The 22,332-nt window shown below is 58.3% G+C and carries 18 protein-coding genes and 1 pseudogene; 13 read left to right on the top strand and 6 right to left on the bottom strand.

The features are described 5' to 3' along the window. The first annotated feature begins 4 nt into the window (after nt 1–4). The 11 genes from AB5Y85_RS11370 to AB5Y85_RS11420 all read left to right on the top strand — a co-directional run bounded on the left by AB5Y85_RS11370 (nt 5) and on the right by AB5Y85_RS11420 (nt 12,266). Nucleotides 5–955, top strand: a complete 951-nt coding sequence (locus AB5Y85_RS11370; RefSeq protein ID WP_257687770.1) for a MoxR family ATPase — start codon at nt 5–7, stop codon at nt 953–955. Continuing rightward, nucleotides 946–1,848, top strand: coding sequence for a DUF58 domain-containing protein (locus AB5Y85_RS11375; protein WP_257687769.1), 903 nt, complete (start codon nt 946–948; stop codon nt 1,846–1,848). The genes AB5Y85_RS11370 and AB5Y85_RS11375 overlap by 10 nt, the downstream gene beginning before the upstream one ends. Further along, on the top strand, nt 1,833–2,372 hold the full coding sequence (locus AB5Y85_RS11380) for a DUF4381 domain-containing protein (RefSeq protein WP_257687768.1): 540 nt from the start codon (nt 1,833–1,835) through the stop codon (nt 2,370–2,372). Before AB5Y85_RS11375 ends, AB5Y85_RS11380 begins: the two co-directional genes overlap by 16 nt. After that, a complete protein-coding gene (locus AB5Y85_RS11385; RefSeq protein ID WP_257687767.1) occupies nt 2,369–3,361 on the top strand; it encodes a VWA domain-containing protein in 993 nt (330 codons plus the stop codon). Before AB5Y85_RS11380 ends, AB5Y85_RS11385 begins: the two co-directional genes overlap by 4 nt. Continuing rightward, nucleotides 3,352–4,803, top strand: coding sequence for a VWA domain-containing protein (locus AB5Y85_RS11390; RefSeq protein WP_257687766.1), 1,452 nt, complete (start codon nt 3,352–3,354; stop codon nt 4,801–4,803). Before AB5Y85_RS11385 ends, AB5Y85_RS11390 begins: the two co-directional genes overlap by 10 nt. 20 nt (nt 4,804–4,823) lie before the next feature. Beyond that, nucleotides 4,824–6,335, top strand: a complete 1,512-nt coding sequence (locus AB5Y85_RS11395; RefSeq protein ID WP_307772322.1) for a hypothetical protein — start codon at nt 4,824–4,826, stop codon at nt 6,333–6,335. 13 nt (nt 6,336–6,348) lie between these two features. Then, entirely contained in the window at nt 6,349–6,948 is a 600-nt protein-coding gene (locus tag AB5Y85_RS11400) for a sigma-70 family RNA polymerase sigma factor (protein WP_101530679.1), read from the top strand. Beyond that, nucleotides 6,941–7,720: a DUF3379 domain-containing protein gene (locus tag AB5Y85_RS11405; protein WP_257687764.1), complete on the top strand. Its 780-nt coding sequence runs from the start codon at nt 6,941–6,943 to the stop codon at nt 7,718–7,720. Before AB5Y85_RS11400 ends, AB5Y85_RS11405 begins: the two co-directional genes overlap by 8 nt. Before the next feature lie 402 nt (nt 7,721–8,122). Next, nucleotides 8,123–9,415 (top strand): outer membrane protein transport protein, encoded by a 1,293-nt coding sequence (locus AB5Y85_RS11410; protein ID WP_064341245.1) that lies wholly within the window; start codon nt 8,123–8,125, stop codon nt 9,413–9,415. A 252-nt stretch (nt 9,416–9,667) separates the two neighbouring features. Beyond that, a complete protein-coding gene (locus tag AB5Y85_RS11415; RefSeq protein ID WP_257687763.1) occupies nt 9,668–10,927 on the top strand; it encodes an outer membrane protein transport protein in 1,260 nt (419 codons plus the stop codon). A gap of 115 nt (nt 10,928–11,042) precedes the next feature. Beyond that, nucleotides 11,043–12,266, top strand: coding sequence for an EAL and HDOD domain-containing protein (locus AB5Y85_RS11420; RefSeq protein ID WP_257687762.1), 1,224 nt, complete (start codon nt 11,043–11,045; stop codon nt 12,264–12,266). Here AB5Y85_RS11420 and AB5Y85_RS11425 read toward each other — a convergent pair. After that, entirely contained in the window at nt 12,263–13,438 is a 1,176-nt protein-coding gene (locus tag AB5Y85_RS11425; protein WP_257123081.1) for a thiolase family protein, read from the bottom strand. The genes AB5Y85_RS11420 and AB5Y85_RS11425 overlap by 4 nt on opposite strands. Before the next feature lie 122 nt (nt 13,439–13,560). Here AB5Y85_RS11425 and AB5Y85_RS11430 point away from each other — a divergent pair, with 122 nt between their 5' ends. Then, a complete protein-coding gene (locus AB5Y85_RS11430; protein WP_005360322.1) occupies nt 13,561–13,953 on the top strand; it encodes a MerR family DNA-binding transcriptional regulator in 393 nt (130 codons plus the stop codon). Nucleotides 13,954–14,059: 106 nt separating this feature from the next. Here the strand turns inward: AB5Y85_RS11430 and rplY are convergent, their stop codons facing one another. The 5 genes from rplY to AB5Y85_RS11455 form a co-directional block, all read right to left on the bottom strand. Beyond that, nucleotides 14,060–14,347 carry a 50S ribosomal protein L25 gene (gene rplY / locus AB5Y85_RS11435; protein WP_005333252.1) on the bottom strand — a complete coding sequence of 96 codons (288 nt, stop codon included), beginning with the start codon at nt 14,345–14,347 and terminating at the stop codon, nt 14,060–14,062. A 116-nt stretch (nt 14,348–14,463) separates the two neighbouring features. Further along, nucleotides 14,464–15,351, bottom strand: coding sequence for a hypothetical protein (locus AB5Y85_RS11440; protein WP_257123083.1), 888 nt, complete (start codon nt 15,349–15,351; stop codon nt 14,464–14,466). A gap of 95 nt (nt 15,352–15,446) precedes the next feature. Beyond that, complete coding sequence (gene hrpA, locus AB5Y85_RS11445) at nt 15,447–19,346, bottom strand: ATP-dependent RNA helicase HrpA (protein ID WP_257687761.1); 3,900 nt, start codon at nt 19,344–19,346, stop codon at nt 15,447–15,449. Nucleotides 19,347–19,586: 240 nt separating this feature from the next. Next, the gene (locus tag AB5Y85_RS11450) at nt 19,587–20,009 is read right to left on the bottom strand and encodes a CBS domain-containing protein (protein ID WP_021230185.1); all 423 of its coding nucleotides are present in this window, start codon (nt 20,007–20,009) and stop codon (nt 19,587–19,589) included. Between the two features lie 120 nt (nt 20,010–20,129). Continuing rightward, nucleotides 20,130–21,407 (bottom strand): HD-GYP domain-containing protein, encoded by a 1,278-nt coding sequence (locus AB5Y85_RS11455; protein WP_257687760.1) that lies wholly within the window; start codon nt 21,405–21,407, stop codon nt 20,130–20,132. Between the two features lie 156 nt (nt 21,408–21,563). On the opposite strand from AB5Y85_RS11455, the pseudogene AB5Y85_RS11460 reads away from it, so the two are divergent. Beyond that, nucleotides 21,564–22,249: pseudogene (locus tag AB5Y85_RS11460) on the top strand (IS1 family transposase); the annotation flags it as partial. Nucleotides 22,250–22,332: the final 83 nt, after the last annotated feature.

Raw genomic sequence — 22,332 nt, forward strand, 5'->3', positions numbered from 1 at the left:
TCGCATGGCAGCGGCCGAGTTCAGAGCACTTAGGGACTATCTTGGCAGTCAGATCCTGGGGCAAGAGGAGCTAATAGAAGGGCTCCTGATTGCCCTGTTATGTGAAGGACATGTGTTAATCGAAGGGGCCCCCGGCCTTGCCAAAACCCGTGCCGTCAAAGCGCTCGCTGGCGCCGTCGAGGGGCGCTTTGCCCGTATCCAGTTTACCCCCGACCTGCTTCCTGCCGATCTCACCGGCAGCGAGGTGTTTCACCCGCAGGATGCCAGTTTTGTTTTCCAGCCAGGCCCCCTCTTCAACCATCTGGTGCTGGCAGACGAGATCAACCGGGCGCCGGCCAAGGTGCAATCAGCGCTGCTGGAAGCCATGGCCGAACATCAGATCACCGTGGGCAAAAAGAGCTGGCGGCTGCCACATCTCTTTATGGTGGCCGCCACCCAGAACCCCATCGAACAGGAGGGAACCTATCCCCTGCCGGAGGCCCAGCTCGACCGCTTTCTGCTCAAGCTGATGGTGGATTACCCGAGCCCCACGATGGAGCTCGCCATCTTGCAGCTCAACGCCAGCGGCGAACAACTTGGCGCGGCGCCGGTGACCCTGAGCCAGACCAGCTTGCAAGGTGCTCGCAGCGAAGTGCTGGCGGTGACCATGCAAAGCAGACTGGAGCACTATCTGGTGGAGCTGGTCTGCGCCACTCGCCCGGGCAGCGGTCTTTGCCCTGCCCTTGAGCCATTGATTGTCGTGGGGGCAAGCCCCCGCGCCACACTTGGGCTGGCTCGCTCCGCCCGCGCCCGAGCCTGGCTTGCCGGACGAGATTATGTGCTGCCGGAAGATATCCAGCTGCAAGCCTATCCGGTGCTGCGCCACCGCCTTATTCCCAGCTATCAGGCACTGGCCGACAATCTGGATAACGATATCCTGATCGCCCAACTGCTGGATCAGGTGCCATGTCCCTAGCGCCGGAGCTCCATCCCGATATCGCCCTGTTGCTGCCACGGCTGCTCAATATCAGGCTATGGGCCAAGGCCAGGAAGCCACCTCACGCAGGCAGAAGCAGCAGCGAACGCGGCAAACCGGGCCGATCTCCCGGGATCACGTTTCGGGAGCTGCGCGCCTATCAGGCTGGTGACGAGGTACGCCATATCGACTGGCGAGTGACCGCACGCCTCGGCCGTCCCTATACCCGCCTCTATAGCGAGGAGCTCGATCAAGCGCACTGGCTGCTGCTCGATCTCTCTCCTGCCATGTATTTCGGCTCCACGCTGCAGCTCAAGGCGCGTCTGGGGTGCGAGCTGGCAGCAGCCTTGATCTGGCAAGGGGAGCCGCGGCACAACACCCTGATCTGCCACGGGCTTATCCCCCATCACCAGAGCCAGCGCGGCAGCGTGCTGCCCCTGCTCGAATCCCTCTGCCATCACTATCAGCAAGGGCTGGCCCGCCGGGCGCTTTCTCACTCACTGGCCGATACCTTGTCCGGCGTGAAGCTGCCTCACGGAGCCAAGCTGACGATCATCACCGATCACAGACCCTGTGAGTCGGCGCTCTGTCAGCAGTTGCAACTGCTCTCGCGGTACCACGATATTCACTATTGGCAGATCCGCGATCCCCTCGAGGCTGCCCTTCCCCCTGATGGCCAGCTGCCGGTGGCCATTGATCGGCCAGGGCAACACTATCAGGGCTGGCTGGATGGGGGCCATGCCGGTTTCTCCCGCCGCTACCAGCAAGCTGCCGAACAGCAACTGACCCACGGCAAGCAGCAGTTGCTACCGCTGGTGCAGCGCCTCTATCTGCTCGATAACGGCCAGACGCTGCAACAACAGTGGCAGGAGGGATTATGTCATCAGGGATGAGCTCGCCCGCCGAACTCGACAGCGCCAGTCCCGCCTCCGAGGCCATCACTCCGCCGCTGGCCGCCCTGATGCGAGACATCCACCCGGGGCCGGATCTGATTGAACAGAGTCTTGACCCCAGAGTGCAGGCGCTATTGTGGCTGTTGATCACAGCGTTATTGCTGCTGCTGATCGTCCTGATTGCCAAGAGGGTGATACGTTACCGCCGCTGGTGTCGTCAGCTGGTAGGAGATCCGGCGCTGCTGGTGGCACGCATACAGGAGGCCCTGCGTCATGAAGCACTGCAACGCTGGCCCGAGGCGCGCCAGCTTCAGGGAGAGGCGTGGCTTGCCTTCGTCGATCGTCACGGCGGCAGCGATTTTAGCCAGTTCGCCCCTCACTGGAGCAGTTGGCTCTATGGCAGCCAGAACCCGACTCGCGAGCAGTGCGAACAGCTTCGGCAACATTATCGCCGCTGGGGTCAAACCCTCTTATTGCAACGCTCTCCCCGCTCGGGGCGTAAAGCCGCGCGGAGGCATTCATGATCCTGGCATGGCCCTGGTTTGCGCTGGCGCTGGTGCTGCCCTTGCTGGTGCGCTTCGGCTTGCCGCCCCTGCGCCGCGGCTATCTGGCTCACCCCGGGTTTGCGCTGCTGCGTCCTCAGGCCGGATTGCCGCTCTGGCGCGCCATGCTGCTCTGGTGCGCCCTTATCCTCGCCCTCTGCCGCCCCCAGTGGTGGGGGGAACCGGTGATCAAATATGAGGGGAGTCGGGATCTGCTGCTGGCGGTGGATCTGTCAGACAGCATGCGTACCCCGGATATGCTCGATAACGGCGAGCAGCAAGCACGGCTAACGGCGGTGCGCCAGCAGATCAAGGCGCTGATCGCCAAACGGGCCGGAGACAGAGTGGGCCTCATCGTATTTGCCGATCACGCCTACCTGCTCTCTCCCCTCACTCAGGAGATCCCGGCGCTGTTGACCTTGAGCGACGAGCTCGATTTTGATCTGGTCGGCCGAACCACCGCCCTTGGCGAGGCGATCCAGCTGGCACGTCAGCATGGGGATCATGGTCGCCCCACCTCCTTGCTGCTGGTCACCGATGGCCGCAATACCGCAGGCCATGCCGACCCGCTGCAGGAGGCCAAACTCGCCGCAGCGCAGGGAATACGGATCTACACGCTGGGGGTCGGGGCCGATCCCGATACCTTTATCCAACCCTACGATGAGGCGGGCAGCGGTCAGGCCGATCCCAGCAGCGAACTGGACGAACCGCTCCTGAAAGAGCTGGCAAAAACAGGACAGGGGCGCTATTTCAGGGCGCGAACCCAAAGCGATCTCGATGCCATCAACGCGACTCTCAATGCCCTTGAACCTGCCCCCATGCCGATTGCCCAGTACCAGCCGGTGATCGAGCTCTACCCCTGGCCGTTGGCACTGCTTTGTGGCTTGCTGCTTCTGCCATCAGGGCACGGCAGGCTGGAGTTTCGCATGGTGCGTAGCTGGCTGACACGAGGTGCACGCAGATGGAGCTGATCTTGCTCCGCCCCCTGTGGCTGATCGCACTCATCCCCTGGCTCTGGCAAGGGTGGCACCGTCGTCGCCGGCCCCCGCTGCTCGCACCAGCGATGCAGGCTTATCTGCTGCCAGCATCCCGCCCTCAACGCCCCTGGCTCTGGCTGGCAACCCTGCCCGTGATTTTGGCCCTGAGTGGACCGGCACTGCGCGGTGAGCTGCAACAGCAGCCTGCAGCACCGCTCGATATCTGGCTACTGGACTTGTCACGCTCGATGACCGCCACCGATCTCAAACCGGATCGGGCAACCCGGGTCAGATGGCAATTACAGCAGCTGCTGAGCCGCGCCAAGGGCGAACGCATTGCGCTGATCCTCTACGCAGGCGATGCCTACCTCGCCATGCCGCCAACCCGGGATCATCAAGCCCTTTCGCTGCTACTGCCCGACTTGCGCCCCGATATCATGCCGCTGCAGGGCAGCAACCCGGCACGGGCGGTGGAACTTGCCATAAAGCAGCTGGCCCCTGGAGAACAAGCGCGTCTGCTGCTGATCACCGACGACCTCACCCAGAATCAGATGACCAAAATCGCCGCCCTGTGGCCCTGCCAGCAACGCCTTCTTTGCCGCGACACCCAGTCGGCACGCCTCGATATTCTGCTTGCCAGCAGCGGTCAACCGGCCCCGATGCCCGCCATTCCGGCCAATGAGTTGGGGTTTGCCACCCGCATGCCCGCGCAGTTGCCCGCCCCCGATAGTCAGGCCATTGCCGCACTGGCCAATCGCCTCGGCGGTGAGCTGCAGTGGCTTGGCAGCGACATCCCTCGCTTTGCTCCGCTGCCCACCACCACCTCGGCCCTCACCCCGGCACCACTGGATCTTGGCCCCTGGTTGCTGATCCCCTTGTTACCGCTCGCCTTGCTGGCCAGAGTCGGCGCCCGGTTGATGATGGCGCTGATGGTGGGAGCTCAGCTGCTTGTGCCGCAAGACCTGCAAGCGGCAGAGAGAGGGGACCTGCAAGCGATGCAGGCTTATCAAGAGGGGGATTTTCAGCGGGCAGCCCGCACCTTCAACGATCCAGTCTGGCGCGGCAACGCCTGGTATCGGGCTGGCGCCTACCGGCAAGCCATCGCAGCCTATCAGGAAGCGACGAGCGCCACCGCCCACTACAACCGCGGCAATGCCCTGCTGCAACTGGGGGAGTTTGCGGCCGCCAAGGAGGCCTATCTGGCCGCTCTGGCGCTTGAACCCGGCCATGAAGATGCGCTATATAACCTCTCTCTGTTACAGGGCGCAGCGGCGGCCGCTCCCGATACCAGCACCAGCAAGCAACCCGAACCATCGGCAGCTCAGCAGGCGACGGCAATGCCCCTGCCACCCTCCCCCCCAGTGTTGCTGCTGGAGCAGCGACTGCGCAAAGAGGCACTGCGCCGGGATCTTATCAAGGTGGAGGAGCCCTGGTGACACGGGCAGGATGGGGGCTGTTGCTCGCACTGGCGAGTCAACTTTGCTGGGCCCAGCCCCCACGGGCAGAGCTGCTGCCGGGGGCCGACTCCAGCGATTGGCTGCTGATCATCGAAGCGGATGGCGAGCGCCAGAGCAGCGAACTGGAGATCACCCCCCTACTGCGCCAGTTTGTAGTGGGCAGAGTGACCATGAGCCGGGTCACCACCCCGGTACAACAACTGACTCGCTGGCAGATCCCGCTGCACCAGAGCGGTTCACCTGCAAATACCGAGGTGGTGATTGCCCCGCTCAAGCTGGGAAATGAGTTTACCCCCTCGCTCACCCTGCCATTGAGAGAGGTGAAAACAGCGGCACTACCGCAACCCGCAGCCCCCTCGCCCCTCGAGATGCAGGCCAGCCTTGATCATCAGGGCCCGCTCTATCCCGGCCAGCCGGTGATCTACCGGCTGACACTATGGCTGCCCACCAGTATGCAAAACCCGGCCCTGAGCGAACTCAGCTCTGCCCACTTTACCATCCGTCGCCTCGGTAGCGACGAGTGGATCGCACCCGTTCAGGCTGGTCTACCCGGCCGGCTCACCCGCAGCTGGCTTATTCAGGCAAAAGCGCCGGGACTCTGGTACCTCGACTCACCCCGCTTGCAGGGGCAGCTCACGCCGCAAGGGGGCAAGCCGCAAAAACTCTCGGCCCGTGCGGCACCACTCGAGGTGGGGGTCGACAAAGCCCCCGCTACACCGGTGGCCACCCGGCTGACCCTGAGCCAGCGGCTTGAACCGGCCACCACGGGGGAAGTGGGTGAACCGCTGATCCGGATCCTCACCCTGACCATGGAGAATGGTGACAACGGCCAGATACAGCTTGCCCCCCTGATGGCCCATCAACTGCCAAACGGCATACAGGCACATCCCGATGGCGAGCAACAGCAGGAGCGTTACCGAGATGGCAAGCTGCTGTTTGAGCGACAGTGGCGCCAGACTCTGGTTGCGGATCAGAGCGGCGACTATCAGCTCCCCCCCATTGATCTGCCCTGGTTTAATACCCAAAGCGGCCGGATTGAACAGGCCAGCCTCCCTGCCATCACGCTGACGTTTCAGGCAACGACAAATCGGCAACCTGATCAGCAGACATCGCAGGTGGCACTGCGAGATAGCCTTTGGTGGGTCGTGCTGGCCGTAGCGCTGCGTGCGCTATGGCGCCACTGGCCCCGCTGGCGCGCCTTCTATCAACTGCAACGTGCCCTTGCCCAACACCAGCCGGATGCCAGTCGCAAGGCGCTGATCAAGTGGGCGACCTTGCGCTGGCAGGTCTCCTATTATCAATTAGGCCAGTTGCCCGACGCTGGGCATAATCGGCTCGGCAATGCGCTCGCCGCACTCGAGCGAGCCTGTTTTGCACGACCCTCTTCTGGCCCGCCCATCGAGTGGTGCGCTCTGGCGCGTACCCTCAGGGCTGATGAAACGGACGGTATTGCGTACCTGATTTACCTGCTGGCGCACGGGAGTTCCCGCTCCCGCCGCCACGCCCCCTGACAAGGATTGCCCAATGGCACTGCTGTTTTTTAGAAAAAAACGTGCTCAGCAGCATATTGGTGGAAATGATCCGGCCACTTCGCCGGTCTCTGATCCCATGGCTGACAAACAAACCAAATTTGAAGCACTGGTTCATGCGCTGCATGGCGATCTCTACCGGTATGCCTACTGGCTGACCCGGGATCCCAACGTAGCGGAAGATCTGGTGCAAGAGACCTTCCTGCGTGCCTGGAAGGCTATCGACACCCTGCAGGATGACAAGGCGGCCAAAGGGTGGCTGATCACCATCCTCAGACGGGAAAACGCCCGCCGCTTTGAACGCAAACAGCTGGAGCTGGTGGATCTCGACGATCACCCTCAACCCCAGCACGATGCACTGCACAGCGAACAGGAGATGGAGAACGAGTGGTTGCACCGTCACATCGCCCGGTTGCCCGAGGAGTATCAGGAGCCACTGCTGCTGCAAGTCGTGGGAGGATTCAGTGGTGAGGAGATTGCCGAGCTGCTCGGCCTCAACAAAAACACCGTCATGACCCGACTGTTTCGCGCCCGCAACCAGATCAAGGAGGCGATGGAGCAGAAGAACCAAGCAAGAGGACACGGACATGGATGAACTCGAATTTCGCCGCAACGCCATGATCCAGCCCAACGATAAACTGCCGGATTTTCTCAAAGCCGCTGAAGCAAGCCAGGCCAATCGGAACTATCTCGACGAGATGAAACAGTTCGACAGAACCCTCAAGCGCGCCATGCAGGTAGAGGTTCCCGCCGGACTGGCCGAGCGGATCCTGCTCAGGCAAGCCATGCAGCAAGACAGTGACGCGCCAGATGATTTGCCGCCATCCCGCCCCCTTGGCACGGCGCCGGTCAAGATCCGGACATCGACATCCTGGCGCCAGATCGCCCTGGCTGCATCGGTCGCCTTCCTGCTGGGAATGAGCACCCGCTGGATCACGCTGCCAGAAACGGCTCCTGCGGCCCTCTCCCTCGCACAGGTGGCGATGGCTCATGTCTATGGCGAAGAACCCTTTATTGAAGGTGTCGATGAGCAGGTCAATTTGCATAACATAAATGCCAAGATGGAGAAGTATGGCGCCACCTTAAGCGGGATGGATGGGCTCAAGGTGACCTATGTCAATCACTGCTCGTTTTATCAGGGACCTGCCTTGCACATGGTGATCCAGGGAAAGATGGGGCCTGTCACCCTCTTTTTAGTGCCCAAACATGTTCCATTAACCCTGCAACAGGCCACCTTTGAAGATGGCACCCTCAAAGGGGAGATAGTCCAGCTCAAAGGCGCCAATATGGTACTGATTGGCGAGATGAAAGAGCCACTTGCCCCCGTTGCCAACGCCCTGCAGTCACGTCTGCAGTGGGACATTTAACATCGCCGGTTAACAACCTCAGATCCATCCTCAATAGCAGGCGGCGGTCACGAGCCGCTGCCTGTTCCCCCCCTGATTACTCCCCTTTGTCACTCATTTGCCTCAAGATTTCGAAAAATTGACAAAATTATTTTTGTGACGGAGATCGGCAATCCAGGTCAATAATCCACCTTTACACCCTCAAAATGATGAATTAAACAGCAAGTTAAAACAAATGATTAACACATCGATCACTTTTATGTATTCTGCTGTCACTGGTCTGATTTCTTACCTCCTACCAGATCCATAGAATCACGCCAGAATTGATTGGGAAGAAGCTGAAATAAAAACGGATTTTGTCGAGGTTTGCATTGAACGTGCAGCCAATATCGGCAAAAAAATCTGCCTACAAGAGAGAACACCATGACGACAACAATTTTCAAAAAGAGCCTGATTGCCGCCACCATCGCGCTGGCCACCGGTCAAGTCCATGCCGCGGCATTCCAGTTGAACGAGCACTCGGCCTCCGGTCTGGGTCGCGCCTATGCCGGTGAAGCGGCTATCGCCGACAACGCCTCCGTTCTGGCCCGTAACCCGGCTGCCATGACCACCTTCGACAAGATGGCAGTTTCTGTCTCCGGCACCTACATCAAACCGGATGTGGATGTGGATGGCAAGATTGGAGGGGTTCTCCCAGCCAGCGAAAGTGGCATTGCGCCAGCGGCTTTCGTCCCAGCCTCTTACTTTATTCAACCACTGAATGACCAGTGGGCATGGGGTATAGGCCTATTTTCAAATTATGGCCTATCTACCGAATATTCTGAGACATTCAATGCGGGTTCAGCCGCTGGTAATACAGAACTGGTCACCTTCAATATCAACCCTAATATTGCCTATCGTATCAACCAGCAGTTCAGTATTGGCGCAGGCATTAACGCTGTTTATGGTGCTGCTGAGCTCAACCGTTTTGCCGGCTACAACCTAAACGGGCTCCCGAAAGATACTAATGTTGCGCACCTTAAAGGTGACACATGGGGCTTCGGGTGGAACGTTGGTACACTCTATGAGGTCAACGAAAATCACCGTTTTGCTCTGACTTATCGCTCACAAGTGGATATGAGCTTTGATGGTGATTTTCAGGGAGCGACTGCCGGTGTAGCGGGCCTCCAAAATGGCAAGCCTGTATTTAAAACTGTAGACGGCAACCTAAAGCTGGATTTGCCAGCTCAGGCTGAATTTGCCGGATATCACCGTCTGAATCAGCAATTTGCCGTACACTACTCAGTTAACTGGACTGACTGGAGTGCGTTTGAAGAACTGAAAGCAACCAGCAGTGGCTGTAAAGATGGCGCAATTGTTGGTCAATGCTTGCAAAAACCAGAGAATTTTAAAGACTCCCTCCGTTATTCCATCGGTGGCACTTGGTATATCAATCCAGCTTGGGAAGCACGTCTGGGGTTTGCCTATGACAACACCCCTATCGAAGCTGAGTACCGTAGCCTGAGCATCCCCGACTCAGACCGGATCTGGTACAGCGCCGGTGCCACCTACCATATCAACACAGATATGAGTGTTGATTTTGGTATGGCTTATCTGGATGGCAAAGAGGTTGACGTCAATGAAGGCCTGCCGAAACATGACAGTACCACTCGCTGGCAAGGCACTTCCCACGGCAACGCCTTCCTGGCCTCTGCCCAGTTCAACATGAAGTTCTGATTATTGATAGAATTGAAAGAGCGCCGTCAGGCGCTCTTTTTTTATCCGAAAAAACCATCTCAGCGCACACATGTAGCACACACGTGTTTATTTTTCTTTTCTAATCAATCTATTAGAGTGCATCATCCCAGCATTTAATCTTGTTTTATCCTGATACTGGCCATTACCGTTGCCTTACTGGTCATACCATATAAAATCCTGCCTCCATTCATATGACCGATTGAACCTTCGAGTAACAGCAAGGATTTTGCCATGCATCCCATCATCAAACCGTCCGCCATCGCCCTGCTGGTGATCGCGGGTCAGACCCATGCCGCGGGCTACCAGTTATCAGAACAATCAGCGACGGGTCTTGGCCGCGCTTTTGCTGGAGAGGCCGCTATTGCGGACAATGCCTCAGTCTTGGGCCGCAATCCCGGTGCTATCACCCGTTTTCGTAGCACTACTCTTTCTAGTGGCGTTATCTACCTGAAACCGGATGTCAATATCGGCGGTCAGGTACGCGACAATTTCGGCACCCAGAATGCCATAGCCAACGATATCGCAGATGATGCCTGGATCCCGAACCTATATTTCATTGCGCCGATTAACGAGCGTCTGAGCATGGGATTATCTGCCACTTCTCACTACGGCTTGGGGATCAAGATGCCGCAGGGCTATCATGCCGGTCATTTCGGTAATGTCTCTGACATCAGAACCGTCGATTTGGGGAGTGCGCTGGCTTATCGCGTCAGCGACATGCTCTCCATTGGGGTGGGGCTATCTCTCATTCAGGGTGAAGGGGAAGTAGGCGGCACCTATCCCACCACCCTCACCAATGGTCAAAGCGTCATTGCCAAACATGTGAAAGGCGATGGCCGCGAACTGGGCTGGAACACAGGTATTCTGTTAACCCCCAGCGAGCGAACCCGGATAGGTCTCTCCTACCGCAATGGCGTTGATCTCAAGCTCAAGGGGGATGCGACCCTGAGTAAGCCAGTGGTGCCGGGTACATTTGTAAGCATCAGCGATCAAGGCAATCTGGTGCTGCCGCTGCCTGCGACGGCTGAGCTGGCACTCTTCCAGCAGATAAACGATAAACTGGCGATCCATAGCAGCATCAACTGGACTGACTGGAGCAAGTTTACATCGTTAACGGCCAATCTCGCTCATCTGGGCACCCTACCAATTAAAGAAGAGCATTGGGAAGATAGCTGGCGCTATGCTCTGGGGATGACCTATCAACTGGATGCCAAATGGCAACTGCGCTCCGGTCTCGCATATGATCAGAGCCCGGTGCCTGCAGCCAATCGCACTATCTCGATCCCCGATGCAGATCGGCTCTGGTACAGCCTGGGGATGGGGTATCAGTTCACCCCCGACCTGACCGTGGATCTGGGGCTGACCATGCTCGATGGCAAGAAAGTAGACGTGCATGAAAGCTTCACCCTAGGCAACTATCAATCCCGTTTTGATGGCACTTCCGAAGGGGATGCCTGGCTGGCTGGTGCACAATTGAGCTATCTCTTCTAAATTCCTTCCCTGCAAAAAACGCTATGCCAATTATTGCCTTACTCAATAAGGTGAACACTGGCATAGTGTTCTGCAACACCATAAAATCAACCCAGTACCTTTACTGGAGCAAGGCATGTATTCCTACGTAGCAAGACAGCCGATCCTCGACAGAGACCTCAACACTCATGCCTATGAGCTGCTCTTTCGCGATAGTCTGAATAATGTCTTCCCGAGCATCTCCTCCCAACAGGCGACGTCACGCCTGGTGGTCGAACAGTTCCTGCAACAAAATATCGATCAGCTGTTGGGCGGCCGCCCCTGCTTTATCAATTTCCCCCACTCACTGCTGCTGGAGGGATTGGCAGAGTGCCTGCCGCCCGAAAAAGTGGTGATTGAGATCCTGGAAGATTCCCCACCGGATGATGCCCTGCTGGAAAAGGTGAAACAGCTGCACAAGCTGGGATATCAGCTGGCACTCGATGACTTCACCATGTCACCGGATTGGGAGCGCTTCCTCCCCTTTATCCACATCATCAAGTTTGATCTTCGTGCCACCCCCCTGATGCAGATCAAAGTGTTTATCCAGCGGCATCAGACGCTGGGGCTCACCTATCTGGCGGAAAAAGTAGAGGACAAGGCGGAGTTCGAGCGGGTCAAACAGCTGGGGATCCAGCTGTTCCAGGGCTTTTTCTTCAGCCGACCCGAGATGGTCAAGCAAGCCACCATGGAGCCGGCGCAAGTCGTGGTGATGCAGTTGCTCAACGTGGTCAACGAGGCAGAGCCTGATATCAACAAGATTGAGCAGCTGCTCGGTCAGGATATATCCCTTTCCCTCAAGCTGTTGCGCTATGTCAATCATCTCAAAGGCCATGCCAACCCCATCTCCTCGTTTCGCCAGGCTGCGATATACCTGGGCAATACCCAGCTAAAGCGTTTTGTTTCACTGGTGGCCGCGACCAATGCAGGCAAGGGGAAAAGTGCCGAGCTCTACCAGATGTCGATGATCCGTGCCCGATTCTGTGAGCTGCTGGCCCACGCCCACGCCCCGAGCCAGCAGGCACAACAAGCCTTTATCACCGGTCTCTTCTCCCTGCTGGATGTACTGATGGAGCAGCCGATGGACAAGCTGCTCGGCACTATCCCTCTTATCGACGATATTCGGCTGGCGCTGCTGGAGCGCAAAGGCAATCTGGGTTTCTACCTCGCGTTTTGTGAAGATTACGAGAGCGCCAACTGGTCGCGGGTAACGGCCAGAACAGCCCGCCTGGGGCTGAGCGAGGATAAGGTGAGTCACCTCTATCTGGCCGCCACCACCTGGGTCACGGAACAACTGTTGGCGATGGAAGCCACCAATTAATTCGTCTCGTCATCCACCTCGACCGCGATAGCGGTCGCCTCCCCGCCCCCGATACAGAGCGCGGCCACGCCTCGCCGCAAACCCCGTTGCCGCAGCGTGGCGATCAGCGTCACCAGAATTCGTGCGCCACTCGCCCCCAGCGGATGACCAAGCGCACAGGCCCCACCATGCACATTAACCTTGTGATGAGGGATGCCGACCCCGCTCATGGCCAGCATGGTGACCATGGCGAAGGCCTCGTTGATCTCAAAGAGATCCACCTCTTCCACCGACCATGCCAGACGCGACAGCAAGCGTGAAATGGCGCCAATGGGTGCAGAGGTAAACTCGGCGGGCAATGCCGCGTGGCTCTGATATCCGACGATCCTTGCCAGCACTGGTACCTGCCAAGCTTGCGCCGTGGCGCCATCCATCAATATCAGCGCAGCCGCACCATCCGAGATGGAGCTCGAATTGGCCGCCGTAATAGTGCCCTCCTTGCCAAAGGCAGGCTTCAGGGTCGGGATCTTCTCCGGTCTGCCCTTGCCGGGTTGTTCGTCTTCAGCCAGCAACAAGCACTCACCGCGATAGACGCTTGTCAGCTCGGACACAAACGCACCGGCGTGCTGCGCATCGCGGGCCCGCTGCAATGATGCCAAGGCAAACTCATCCATGGCACTGCGGGTCAAACCGGCCAGATCGGCGCTGCGCTGGGCATGTACCCCCATCAGCTGGCCATCATAGGCATCTTGCAAACCGTCGAGGAAGAGGTGGTCCAGCACCTTTTGATGCCCCATCCGAAAGCCGCTACGGGCGTTATCCAGCAGATAGGGGGCACGGCTCATGCTCTCCATCCCCCCCGCGACCACTACCCTGTTGTCACCAAGGCGGATGGTATCCGCCGCCAACATCACTGCTTTCATGCCGGATCCGCACACCTTGTTGACCGTGGTAGCAGGCACACTATCTGGCAACCCTGCTTTCAACAACGCCTGCCGAGCTGGCGCTTGCCCCACGCCCGCAGCCAGCACATTGCCCATAAACACTTCATCGACCTGCTCCGGACGCAGCCCGCTTTGCTGCAGTGCCGCCTCGATGGCACAGGCTCCCAACTCAGGCGCAGTGACCTCTGCCAATGCCCCCTGAAACGCCCCCATCGGAGTCCGTTTTGCCGCCACAATTGCAATATCCATTTGCCTGCCTCTGTTTGTTACATGGCCATAACATAGGGGTTCTGACGCAATGGAACAAGAGTTGCAGTGCAGTTTACGTTTAGGTAAGGTGCAGACAGGATTTAGTTCGCCAAGAAGTCTGTATGAACAACAAGGATGAAGGACGGCGCTTCAGCATCAGTGAGCTGGCCCGGGAATTTGATATTACGACGCGCAGTATCCGTTTCTACGAGGATCAGGGGTTGCTCAATCCAGCCAGAGAGGGACAAACCCGCATTTACAGCAAGCAGGATCGGGTTCGCCTCAAGCTCACCCTGCGCGGCAAGCGGCTCGGGTTCAGCCTCGCCGAGATCCGAGAGCTGTTTGATCTCTATGATGCCGACAAGAGCAGCCGCACCCAGTTACAAACCATGCTGGGACTGGTTGAGGAGAAACGGGAGACACTGCAACAGCAGATGGAAGATATCAGGATGGTGCTGCTGGAGCTGGATGCCGCCGAGCAGCGCTGTCAACAGGCCCTTAGCCAGCTGGGATAACCGCATTGCTGGCTTATCAGGTAAAGTCCTTTCAGCCTGTCACAAGATGCCAGATAGCAAAAAGCCACTCCTGAGAGTGGCTTTTCTTCAACCTGACGGTTCGCTATTAAACGCGAACGAAGTCCAGGTGGATCAGCTTGTAACGTACCGGGTGACGCTGGATAGCTTTCACTTTTACGTTAACTTCTTCACCGTTGATAACCAGAGTCAGTACAGACTCATAGAATTCCGGCTTCTCTTGAGCCAGGATCATTTTCTTGTGGTCAACAGTGATGGACAGGGCTTCTTTGCCTGCACCGTAAACGATGGCAGGAACTTGGTCAGCTTGACGCAGGCGGCGGCTCGCACCTTTCCCCAGGTCAGAACGGACTTCAGCTTGGAATACGAAAGACATAGTATGTATCTCTTTTGGATGAATTTATGGTGCTAACTGCGACCGGTCAGCACCTCGCAAAACGAGCGCGAATACTACCACGGGCCAAATTCGGATACAAGGTACCGACTCTGCATTTAGCGCCCTTGCTCCAACCGGGCGAATTGCTGCTGACGCTGGGCTGGGCTCAGAGCATCAAACCGCGCCAGGGTCTCGGCGCGCGGGCAGTAGAGTCCCTCCCCCGTTCTGACCCGAATGCTCTTGCCAAGCCGCGGCTGATTCTCTGCCACCAGCGCCAGCAAATAGCTGTAGGTATCGGCTCCCCGGGCGCTGGATAACTGGTTGGCAATGCGCCACAGGGTCTCCCCTGCGGCGACCTGATGACACACAGTTTGTGGACCGCCGGCCGCAGGAGCCGAGAGGGTAAGCATGACGTCACTGCCTGCGGATAAGCTAGCCGTGTGGCTGGCGAGCGCCATATCGGTGCTCGCTACTCCCTCATCCCCTTGGGCACCACTCATCCCCGCAGTGCGAAAGGTCACCCCCAGCTGAGCGAGCAGAGGTTCGCTCTCGTCGGGGTCGCTGGGCATATCAACACCACCAAACGCGTCTTGGGGTGTGCGGAACTCGGCAATAAAGGGAGCGATAGGTTGCGCGTGATAAGCAGGGGAACCACTCCCCTGCTGCACGATTGCACCAGCCGCAACAACCTGCCCGGGGACGACCCCGTAAGCCATCTCGTCGATGCGCCGCAGCCTTGCCAGATAGGTTTTGGAGAGCTGCGCCTCCCCCTCGAACAGATCGAAGGGGGGCACTAACCTGGCTGGAAAGAGGATCTGCCAGCGACCGTGCTTTTGCTTTTGGGCCAGCGGCGGAAACTGATTGCCACGCCAGGCCACAAACATCGCAGGCGGCGTGCGCGCCAGCGGGTAATATTCCGGGTTCAACTGCACCCAAGTTTGTTCCGCGATGGGTTGATAACCGCTGATCACCACCTGCGCCACACTCAACCAGATCCCCAGCATCCTTGCCTCCCTGATTTGCGGTTTGAAGGGGCTACCTGACCGGCGACCCCTTCTCATCACCCGCTATCATGCTGTTAAAACAGTTAGATAGCAGCTTAGCACTGAGCGATGGCGTTAAGCACCCGTTTATCGGAGACCGGATAAGGGGTCCCCAGATTCTGAGCGAAGAACGACACCCGCAGCTCCTCAATCATCCAGCGGATATTGACCACCTCGGTGGGAATAAGCTGGGATTTGGGGATCTTGGCCAGCAGCGCCTTGTACTCCGACTCCACGCTGTGCACTTTGAGCATGTAGACCCGATCCCGGTTGGGATCGATGGCGAGCTTCTCGAGACGACGCTCGATGGCGCGCAGATAGCGCAGCAAATCAGGCAACCGCTGCCAACCGGTCTCGGTGACAAAGCCCTTGTGAATAAGGTTGCCGAGCTGCTGCTGGATATCCGACATGGCAAAAGCGGTATCGAGCTGCATCTTGCCCTTGAGCCGCTTTTTGATCTCGTGGGAGAGGGTCAGCACGGCTTCCACCTGCTTGGCCACCTCCACCACTGCATCGTTGAGCTCGGCACGGACAAACTCCTTGAGCGCCTCGAAACCGGCCTCGTCCCAGGCCAGCCCGCCATGTTGCTCGATCAGCTTGTCGCAGCCACAGGCGATACAGTCATCAATCAGCTCCGCCACCTTGCCAAACGGGTTGAAATAGAGCCCCAGCTTGGCCTTGTTGGGCAACTTCTCCTGCAGATACTTGATGGGCGATGGTACGTTGAGCAGTACCAGCCGACGCTGACCGGCCCACATCAGCTGCTGCTGCACCACCGGGCTCTCCACCAGCTGGATGGCGACCGAATCCTTCTCGTCTACCAAGGCCGGATAGGCCTTCACCTCGAACCCGCCCCGCTTCTGACTGTACTCTTGCGGCAGCTCGCCAAAGCTCCACAGAGTGAGACCGGACTGCTCGATATCATCGTCCGCCACTTGCGACAGGGTCTCCTGCACCTTGCCGCGCAGCGACTCTTTCAAGGCTTCCAGATCTTTGCCTTCCGCCACCTTCTTGTGCTTGTCATCCACCACCCGGAAGGTGAGTTTCAGGTGGTCGGGCACCGCAGCCCAGTCCCAGGACTCTCGGGGCACGGTCACGCCGGTCATGCGGCGCAGCTGGCGCTCCATCTCGTCCAGTAGCGGCCCCTGTTCGGGGTTGATGCTGGCGAGCAGCGCATCGGCATAGTTCGGCGCGGGCACAAAGTTCTTGCGCATCGGCTTGGGCATCGACTTGATAAGGGCCACCAACAGCTCGTGACGCAGCCCGGGGATCAACCACTCAAACCCCTTAACCTCCACCTGATTCAGGAGCGGCAGCGGAATATGCAGGGTCACACCATCCGCCGCCTCACCCGGCTCAAACTGATAGGTCAACTTGAGCTTGAGGCGCCCCTGTTGCCAGAAGTTGGGGTAGTCGAGATCGCTGATGTGGGCGGCATCCCCCTTCATCAGCATCTCTTTTTCGAAGTTGAGCAGCTCGGGATCCCGCTTTTGCGCCTCTTTCCACCACTTGTCGAAGTGACGGCTTGATATCACCTCCTCCGGCAAACGGGCATCGTAGAAGCGGAACAGATCCTCGTCATCCACCAGGATGTCGCGCCGACGGGATTTGTGCTCCAGCGCCTCCACCTCGGCCAAGAGCTTGCGGTTATCGCTGAAGAAACGGTGACGGGTCTCGAAATCCCCCTCCACCAGCGCGCGGCGGATAAACAGCTCACGACACAGCGCCGGATCGATACGGCTGAAGTTGATGGTGCGCTCATTGACCAGGGTCAGGCCATAGAGGGTCACCTTCTCCTTGGCCATTACGGCGCCGTTTTTCTTCGACCAGTGGGGGTCGCTGTGGTGCAGCTTGATGAGGTGGCCTGCCAGCGGCTCCACCCACTCGGGCTCAATTTTGGCGTTGATACGGGCGTAGAGGCGCGAGGTTTCCACCAATTCTGCGGCCATCACCCACTTGGGCGGCTTCTTGAACAGACCCGAGGCCGGGAACAGGTGGAAGCGGCCGTTGCGGGCGCCGAGAAACTCCGGTTTTTCCAGATCCTTGTTGCCGATATGGCTCAAGAGTCCGGTCAGCAGCGCGCAGTGCACCGTCTTGAAATCTGCAGGTTCATGGTTGGCTTTAAAACCCAGCTCCTTGACCGTCTGACGCAGCTGGAAGTGAATGTCCTGCCATTCACGCACCCGCAGGTAGGAGAGAAACTCCTTCTGGCACATGCGGCGGAACGGGTTGCTGCCAAGGGCATCCTGCTGCTCTTTCAGGTAATTCCACAGATTGACGAAGGCAAGGAAGTCGGAATCCTTGTCCTCAAAGCGTCTGTGCTGCTCGTCAGCGGCTTGCTTCTTCTCCATGGGCCGCTCGCGGGGATCCTGAATGCTGAGGGCCGCGGTGATCACCATCACCTCGCTCAGGCAGCCGGTCTGCGCCGCGCTGATCACCATCTTCGCCAAACGCGGATCAAGGGGGATGCGCGAGAGCTGGCGACCGGTCTCGGTCAGCTGCAACTTGGCTTCGCGCTCGCCGGTGGCGGGCAGCTCGCGCACCGCCTCCAGCTCTTTCAAGAGGGTCAGGCCGTCCTTGATATGGCGCGACTCCGGTGGCTCGACGAAGGGAAACGCCTCCATATTGCCAAGGCCGAGCGCCAGCATCTGCAGGATGACGGAGGCCAGGTTGGTACGCAGGATCTCGGGGTCGGTAAAGGCGGGACGGCAATTGAAATCCTCCTCCGAGTAGAGGCGGATACAGATACCATCCGCCACCCGGCCGCAGCGCCCTTTACGCTGGTTGGCACTGGCCTGGGAGACCGGCTCGATGGGAAGGCGCTGCACCTTGGTGCGCCAGGAGTAGCGGCTGATGCGGGCGGTGCCCGGATCGATAACGTAGCGAATGCCTGGCACCGTCAGCGAGGTCTCAGCCACGTTGGTGGCGAGCACGATGCGTCGCCCTGCATGGGGCTGGAACACCTTGTTCTGCTCGGCGTTGGAAAGACGGGCGTAAAGCGGCAGCACCTCGGTGTCGCGCAGGTTGAGTTTGCGCAGGGCATCGGCAGTATCGCGGATCTCCCGCTCGCCGTTCATGAAGATAAGGATGTCCCCGAGCCCTTCGCGGGCCAGCTCTTCCACCGCATCGAAGATCCCCTGCAGTTCGTCGCGCTCTTCCAGCCCTTCGCTCTTGTCACTGGTAAGTGGACGGTAGCGCACCTCCACCGGATAAGTGCGGCCGGAGACCTCGATCACCGGCGCCTTGTTGAAATGGCGGGAGAAACGTTGCGGGTCGATGGTGGCCGAGGTGATGATCACCTTGAGATCGGGGCGCTTGGGCAGTAGTTGCTTTAGATAGCCCAGGATGAAGTCGATATTGAGGCTGCGCTCGTGGGCCTCATCGATGATGATGGTGTCGTACTGGGTCAGCATCCGGTCATTCTGGATCTCCGCCAGCAGGATACCGTCGGTCATCAGCTTGATGTGGGTCTGCTCGCTCACCTGATCGGTAAAGCGCACCTTGTAACCCACGTAGTGGCCAAGCTCGGACTCCATCTCCTCGGCAATACGGGCCGCGACGGTGCGGGCTGCCAAACGGCGTGGCTGGGTGTGGCCGATAAAGCCCTTCACCCCGCGCCCGAGCGCCAGACAGATCTTGGGGATCTGGGTGGTTTTGCCCGAGCCTGTTTCCCCTGCAATGATCACCACTTGATGTTCTTGAATGGCCTTGGCGATCTCAGCCTGCTTCTGGCTGACCGGCAGGTTGTCCGGATAAGTCACCTTGGGTACTCCGGCCAGACGGGTTTGATAGCGCGCTTGCGCGGCATCCAGATCGGCAGCGATGGTCTCCAGCACGGCAGCCTGTTTGCCTTCAGGCAGCTTCTTGACCCCGTGCAGACGGCTGGAAAGGCGACGGGCGTCGAGGTTCATGCAGGCAGAGAGACGGCGGCGCAGCGCCTCGATAGAGAGAGACAAGGTACGAATTCCTTAAATAGGTGCCCAGAGGGGCCATATCGATAAGCTGGGAGCGATCCTAAAGAGCGAGCGGGAACGGTGCAAGCCATAACGTAGCGTTATATATGGGAAGACAGAGAGATTGGCCAATCCCCAAACATGACAGAACAATCCTTGTAAGATGGCATAACATGAATAAATGGCAGCATATGAAATAGCCAAGGCAAGCCGAAGCTTGCCTTGGGAGAGAGAAAAACAGGGTTAACCGTGGGAGTGATGGACAAAACAGGTGGTGAGCTGGGCGTGAATGGCCTGCATGACGTTGTGGCGATTGATGACACCGAGCAGACGCCCCTCCTCCACTACCGGATAGATTTTCGGCTTTTGCCCCATCATCATCTCCGCCAGGCTCAAAATGCTGGTATCTGGCCCCACCGACAACACCTCCTTGCGCATCACATCCTTGACCTGCGCCACCTGTTCGCAGTGATAGGCCTCTTTAAGCAGCACTGCGATGCAATCCTGCTCGGAGATCCAGCCAATCAGATGGCCCTGCCCATCCACCACCGGGCCACCGAGCTGATGACTGTTCAGAAATTTCTCGACCGCAGCTTGCACCATCATGTCGGCAGTGAAGGTGATGGGTCTGCTCTGCATATAATCCTTGGCTTTTAGCGATTCCATATCTGCTCCCCTACGGTAGTCCATCAAGCTGGCGTCTTGTGCGCCGGTACCGGCACCATGCTCGGCTTGTTCCAAGCATAGCTGGCTCGCGGCGGTATGAGTCAGCGGCCAGCCTCTCCCTCAATTGATGGCATGATCCGGCTCGCGATCCGGAATGGCTGCCATCATCATCTGCGGCAGGTGATCGGCCAGCACCGCTACCACAGCGGGATCGACCCGCCCCTGATCCGCCAGTTGCTGCATAAAGGTCAATGCGTCACGGGCAGGCAGGCCGCGCCGATAAGGTCTGTCCTGCACCATTGCCTGAAAAATATCAGCGACCCGCAAGATCCGCGCTTCAAGCGCCATGGCGGATGCCGGCAGGTGGAACGGATAGCCCTCCCCATCAGGCTCCTCATGGTGATAGGCCGCCCAACAGGCAATCTCCTCAAACCCTTCGATATGACGCAGGATCTGGTAAGTCTCGAAGCTGTGGGTATTGATGATGGCCCGCTCCTCTTTCGTCAGGCAGGCAGGCTTGTCGAGGGTCTCGTCCGGCACCCTGAGCTTACCCAGATCATGCAGCAAACCGGCGATCTCCAGCATGTCACAATGGATGGCACTGACTCCCATCTGCTCGGCCAATGCCCGAGACAACCTGCTCACACCGAGTGAATGCGTCATCGTGAATGGGCTTTTGGCGTCGACAATGCCGGAGAAGATCTGCGCCAGCGCTTTTAGCTCCCCGTTGAAGGTCAGGCAAGGCTCCCGCACCTGCAGCATCTCCAGCATGTAATCATTGATGGAGCGCGCTTCCAGCTGCAGCCAGAATGCCTCAGAGCGAGACGCCTTGAGGAAGGCATCTACCAGCTCGGGGGCAAAGAACTCCTCACGGAAATCCTGCAGGCGTGCGCGGATCTCGTTGGTATGCATCAACAATGAACCATCGCCATAGTAGGGCGCCGCCAACGCATCGCAGCGATCCACCAGAAAGATAAGGTTGGCCTGACGGGCTACATTGGGGTCCACATCAGCCATCTCGCGCAGCAGGTGCCAGTGGGTGTGGTGATAACGGATAGGCAGGGCCAGTGGGGCCAGCAAACGGAAATCCTTGAGCAGCTGATATCCCACCTCGCAGTGGCGCTGGGAGGACTCCCAATCGAACTCGCTGACCAGATGGTGATGGGTGATGGTCGAGGAGACACCGATATCATGCAGCACCCCCAACTCGAACAGCAGACAGCGTTCGGCCTCACTCATCCCCAGCTCCCGGCTGCACTCGGCAGCCATAATCCCGACCCGTTTACCGTGGGCCACATCGCCAATGCCCACCAGATCCAGCGAGGCTGACAGGGCATACACCACCTGCCTTAGATCCACTTGCAATGAAAAGGGGGCTGCGCCCTGCGCTCTGTCCATGATCCGGGTCCCATGCGATGTTGTCGTATCAAACTGACGCTGTTTTATGCTTCGCCTTCTATCAACTTAGTCAATAGCCGAGTCTTTTACTTTGTTTTGGTGATGCCTCCGAACGGTTGAGCTGGTATGATGGGTGCCTTTGAGACTCATAGCTTCATGGCATCCATCACCGTTCACTGCCCTCGCTGCAACTCTGACCACGTATATCGCCATGGGAAGACCCCTGCCAGCCATTTTCGCTATCGTTGCCCCGTCTGTCCGCACGTGTTTCAGCTCACCTACACCTATGAAACCCGCAAGCCTGGCGTCAAAGACAAGATTGTTGATATGGCCTTCAACGGCTCAGGTGTTCGTGATACTGCTCGCGTCCTCAAGATTGACATCAACACCGTCATACGCGCCCTAAAATGCTCACACCAAGGCAAGTAACCTCCGAAAAGGTGGTGCTCGATGACGTGGCGCTTATCTGTGAACTTGATGAGCAATGGGCCTATGTTGGCAATAAACAGCATCGACATTGGCTTTGGTATGCCTTTGATACCAAGAGAAAACGAGTCGTGGCATATACCTTTGGCCCACGCAACGATGAGACATGCCGTCGGTTGCTGAGCCTGCTTTCTCCGTTCCAGATAGGCTTTATCACCAGTGATGACTGGGGAGGCTATGCCAGAGAGGTGCCGAGCGAGATGCATCTGACCGGGAAGATATTCACCCAGCGTATCGAGCGTAACAACCTGACGCTCAGAACGCGCATCAAGCGATTGGCTCGCAAAACCATCTGCTTCTCTCGTTCCATTGAGCTCCACGAGAAAGTAATTGGTGCCTTTATCGAAGGCTATGTCCCAATTACGTGTTGCATAGGGCGCCCCAGCGCCTCATGCAAACATGCTTTGATATTTACGCCTTTTCCGTAACGCTCCAGCAT

The organism is Aeromonas sp. R3-1 (genome assembly GCF_040908345.1).
Classification (GTDB): Bacteria; Pseudomonadota; Gammaproteobacteria; order Enterobacterales; family Aeromonadaceae; genus Aeromonas; species Aeromonas veronii.